Source organism: Pseudomonadota bacterium (assembly GCA_023229365.1).
Taxonomy (GTDB): domain Bacteria; phylum Myxococcota_A; class Polyangia; order JAAYKL01; family JAAYKL01; genus JALNZK01.
Genome location: JALNZK010000231.1, coordinates 1 through 4062 on the forward strand (window position 1 = coordinate 1; position 4062 = coordinate 4062).

The window sequence follows — 4062 nt, forward strand, 5'->3', positions numbered from 1 at the left end:
GCCGCGGCGAAGAGGGGCGAGACGGACTGCGTCCTGCTCTGGGCCGAGATACCCTGACCCTCGAACGACACTCCGGGATCTGCGGTTGAATCGAGAGCGTCATCTCCGCTCGACAATCACATCAAGGACGCGAACCGAATAACCGCCTCACCCGGTGCCCGATCCCTCTCCCCCCGCTCCGTAGATCGTCCAGAGGAGCCCCTTGTGCCGGCGGCGCAGCCGCTCGAGGTAGCGCGGGTTGTAGCGCCGGCCAAGCCCCGGGCTGATCCAGTTCGGCCGCTCGTCGACGAGCCTCGCGACCGTCTCGACGACCGTGCCCGCCACCGCCTCCTCGAGGAAGAACGTCGGCTCGAGGAGCGCCGTCGGGTCCGCCGAGGCCGCGCCCTCCCCTCCGCCGCCCGCGCGCCACAGGGGCGTGCCCGGGAAGACGCGCAGCCCGATCATCGCGATCACCGCGGTAGGCTGAAGCGCGTCCATGCGCTCGGTCGACTCCCGCAGCGTCGCCTCGGTCTCGCCAGGGCAGCCGAAGATCAGGTTGTGGCACTGCTTGATCCCGGCCTCGGAGAGCCGCCGCGAGTACTCGATCGCCTCGGCCGCGGTGAAACCCTTGGCGAGCCGCTCGAGCACCGGATCGCTCAGGGAGTCGGTCCCCAGCTCCACGGCGTCGCACCCCGCGCGCTGGAGCAGCGCGGGCAGCTCGGGCAGGTCGCCGCTCGGCACGAAGTAGCCGGTGAACGAGATCTTGAGATCGCGCCGCAGGATCTCCTCGCAGATCGCCGCGGCGTGGGACTCGGGCCGGTTGAACACGGCGTCGACGACGAACACGTGGCCGATGCCGGACGCCCGGATCGCCGCGAGCTCGTCGACGACCGCGCCGGGCTCGACCGCGCGGATGCACTTCCCCTCGAGCAGCGGGTAGGTGCAGTACACACACTCGAGCGCGCAGCCGCGCTTGGTCTGCACGTTCGCGAGCCCGCCGTTCTGGTAGTACCAGGCGGCGTCGAACAGGTCGCGGTCCGGGACGACGAAGGGCGGCGCGAGGCGCGCTGCGGATACGATCCGCGGCAGTTTCTCGCCGCGTGCGATCCGCGCGAGGAGGTCGACCGCGGCCACCTCGCCCTCCCCGACCGCGCCCGCGTCCGCGCCGAGGTACGCGAGGAACGCCTCGGGCATGAGCGAGAACGCCGAGCCGCCGAGGACGAAGGGCGCGCGCGTCTTGTCCCGGACGACCCGCGCGAGCTCGAGGTGATCCTCGAAGTGCCGGCTCGGGCTCGGGAACGCGGCGTTGTCGATGTTCCGGATCGAGAGGAGCACCGCCTCGGGCGCGCCCTCGTCGAGCGCCGTCGCGAGCGCGGCGGCCGGATCGGCGTGCCGGAGCGCGTCGAACCAGCGCACGTCGTGCCCCGCGCGCCGCAGCGCGGTCCCGACCATCGCCGGGCCGAGCGGGTAGACCGGATCCGGCATCCGCGCCCGCGAGCCGCTGACGAGGAGGATACGCATGCCCACTACCCTTTCGCCCCGAGCGCGTCGAGGAGCTTCCGCCTGTCGATCTTGCCGCCCGGGTTCAGCGGGAACGCCGGGACGACGTGCACGGCGCGCGGCACCTTGTGATCCGCGAGCCGCGCCCGGACGAACGCCTTGACGGAGCCGGCGGTCACGACGCCCTCCTCCGCCTCGACGAACGCGACGAGCCGCGACTCGCCGCGCACCTCCTCGACCGCGACCGCCGCGGCGCGGACCTGCGGGCACGCCTCGATCACCGCCCGGATCTCGTCGAGCGACACGCGCCGCCCGCCGATCTTGACGATGTCGTCGGCGCGCCCGTCGAGCACGAACCCCTCGCCCGCGGGCCGCACGAGATCGCCGATGCGGTAGAACCCTCCCGGCGCGGCGGCGGAGCGCGGCACGGACGCCGACCGCACCTCGAGGTGCCCGTCCCCCGACACCCGCCACTCCACGTGCGGCTGCAGGCGCCACGGCCCGTCGTCGCGCCGGTACGCCACGCCCCCGGCCTCGGTCGAGCCGTAGATGTCGGTGACGTCCCGGCCGGTCAGCTCGAGGAGCCGCCGTCGCAGATCGGCCGGCAGCGGCGCGCCCGACGAGCAGAACCGGCACGATTCGGGCAGGGCGAGCGGCCCGCGCTCCTCGAGCAGGCGGACCATCACCCGCAGGATCGCCGGCACCACGGCGACGACGTCGAGGAGCCCCGCCGCCGCGCGGTCGAGGACGATCTTGGGCGAGATCCCGGCCGTCAGATCGCAGAGGCCGCCGCCGCGGATCGGCGTCATGAACGACACGTTGAAGCCGAAGATGTGGCACCAGGGCACGAGCGTCGCGGCCCGCAGCGGCGCCCCGAGCTCCCCCTCGAGGAACCGCCGCTCCACGTCGAGCTGCTCGAAGCTCTTCGGCACGATCGCGGGCTCACCGGTGGAGCCCGAGGTGTAGGTGCAGGATCGGCGCGTCGTCCGCCACCGCGGGCGCTTCCCCATCGAAACGCCCTCGCGCGCCGCTCGGCGACACGACCGGGATCCCTGCGGCGAAGCCGTCCGACGCCGCTCCTAGGGCGCGGATCACGGCGCGCGCCCCCGTGGTCCTCACCGCGCGGTCGAGCTCGTGCCGGACGAGCGGATCGAGGAGCACGGGCGTCGAACCGGCGAGCCACGCCCCCACGAGCCCGGCGAGGAAACCCGCGCCGCTGTCCAGGCTGATCACGACCGGCGCCCCCGCGGCCCCGGCCGCGCGCAGCTCGAGCGCCACGTGCGCCGCCTCGGCGAGCGCGTCACGACGCGTGAGCGCACCGGCCTGCGTCACGACGACCGGCGCGTCCGGCGCGGCCTCGAGCCCGAGCAGGGAGAGCGGGTTCATCGGCTACATCCCCATGCCGCCGTTGACCGGGATCACCTGGCCGGTCACGTACGACGCGTCCGCGGAGAGGAGGAACGAAACGGCGCCCGCGACCTCGTCGCCGGTCCCCAAGCGGCCGAGCGGGATGAGCGGCTTGAGCTTCTCGGGATCGAGGCCCGCGGCCATGCCGACGTCGAGCGGCCCGGGCGACACCGCGTTCACGAGCACGTTCCAGCGCGCCATTTCGAGCGCCAGCGCCTTGGTCGCGCCGATGAGCCCCGCCTTGGACGCCGCGTACGCCACCTGGCCGACGTTGCCGCGCTCCCCGGCGAGCGACGCGATGTTGACGACGCGCCCCTTGCGCTGCGCCATCATCCCCTTGAGGCAGGCCCGCGTGACGAAGAAGAACCCGTCGAGGTTGACGGAGAGCACGCGGCGCCAGTCCTCGGCGGAGAGCATCGCGAGGTAGCCGTTCGCCGTGGCGCCGGCGTTGTTGACGAGCGCCTCGACCGGGCCGTGCTCGTTGATGAGCGGCAGGAGGTTCGCCGCGACGTCGTCCTCGCGCGACACGTCGAACCGGACCAGGCGGCCCTTCCCCCCCCGCGCCTCGATCTCCGCGATCAGCGCCCGCGCCTCGCCCTCGGACTCCCTGTAGTGCGCCCAGATCTCGTGGCCGTCCGCCGCGAGCCGCTTCGCTATCGCGCGGCCGAGTCCGCGGCCCGCCCCCGTTACGAGTGTCCTCACGACCGTACCGCTCTCCCGCCCCGAAGCCAGAGGCCGAGGCTGTTGCCATGCGAGCGCTATGGTGCTACTTATCTGACCCCTAAAAGTCAATCCGGCGCGTCCCTTGAAGCACGTCGCAGCGGAGTTCGGAACATGAGCGATCTGAAGACGCAGTTGAAGGAGATCATCATCAAGGCGGCAACCTGGAGGACGTCACGCCCGCCGATATCGACGAGGCGCAGCCCCTGTTCGTCGAGGGGCTCGGCCTCGACTCGATCGACGCGCTCGAGCTGTCGGTCGCGCTCGAGGCCAACTACGGAATCAACATTTCGGACACGGAGACCGCGCGCGCGGCGTTCGCGTCCATCGATGCTCTCGCCGAGTTCGTAGCCGAGCATCGCTCGAAGTGATCCGCCCGAGCCCATGGGCCGCATCTTCGACGCCGTCGTCCTCGCCCTGTACCCGCCGATCGTGCTCCTGGGCCTGACCTACCTC

The 4062-nt window shown here is 72.3% G+C and carries 4 protein-coding genes and 1 pseudogene; 1 reads left to right on the forward strand and 4 read right to left on the reverse strand.

Annotation, left to right across the window (positions count from 1 at the left end):
* Positions 1-147: 147 nt before the first annotated feature.
* From M0R80_31535 to fabG, 4 genes are read right to left on the reverse strand one after another with little or no spacing between them, the layout of a single operon-like run.
* On the reverse strand, positions 148-1500 hold the full coding sequence (locus tag M0R80_31535) for a cobalamin-dependent protein (protein ID MCK9464176.1): 1353 nt from the start codon (positions 1498-1500) through the stop codon (positions 148-150).
* Positions 1501-1505: 5 nt separating this feature from the next.
* Positions 1506-2489 carry an acyl--CoA ligase gene (locus M0R80_31540; protein ID MCK9464177.1) on the reverse strand — a complete coding sequence of 328 codons (984 nt, stop codon included), beginning with the start codon at positions 2487-2489 and terminating at the stop codon, positions 1506-1508.
* Positions 2422-2865 (reverse strand): hypothetical protein, encoded by a 444-nt coding sequence (locus tag M0R80_31545; protein ID MCK9464178.1) that lies wholly within the window; start codon positions 2863-2865, stop codon positions 2422-2424. Before M0R80_31545 ends, M0R80_31540 begins: the two co-directional genes overlap by 68 nt.
* A gap of 3 nt (positions 2866-2868) precedes the next feature.
* Positions 2869-3588 carry a 3-oxoacyl-ACP reductase FabG gene (fabG, locus tag M0R80_31550; protein MCK9464179.1) on the reverse strand — a complete coding sequence of 240 codons (720 nt, stop codon included), beginning with the start codon at positions 3586-3588 and terminating at the stop codon, positions 2869-2871.
* Between the two features lie 132 nt (positions 3589-3720).
* Here fabG and M0R80_31555 point away from each other — a divergent pair.
* Positions 3721-3977, forward strand: a pseudogene (locus M0R80_31555) (phosphopantetheine-binding protein).
* Positions 3978-4062 lie beyond the last annotated feature (85 nt).

Coding starts and splice junctions, on each gene's coding strand:
- M0R80_31535 (MCK9464176.1), bottom strand. CDS start 1,500: ATGCGTATCCTCCTCGTCAGCGGCTCGCGGGCGCGGATGCCGGATCCG.
- M0R80_31540 (MCK9464177.1), bottom strand. CDS start 2,489: ATGGGGAAGCGCCCGCGGTGGCGGACGACGCGCCGATCCTGCACCTAC.
- M0R80_31545 (MCK9464178.1), bottom strand. CDS start 2,865: ATGAACCCGCTCTCCCTGCTCGGGCTCGAGGCCGCGCCGGACGCGCCG.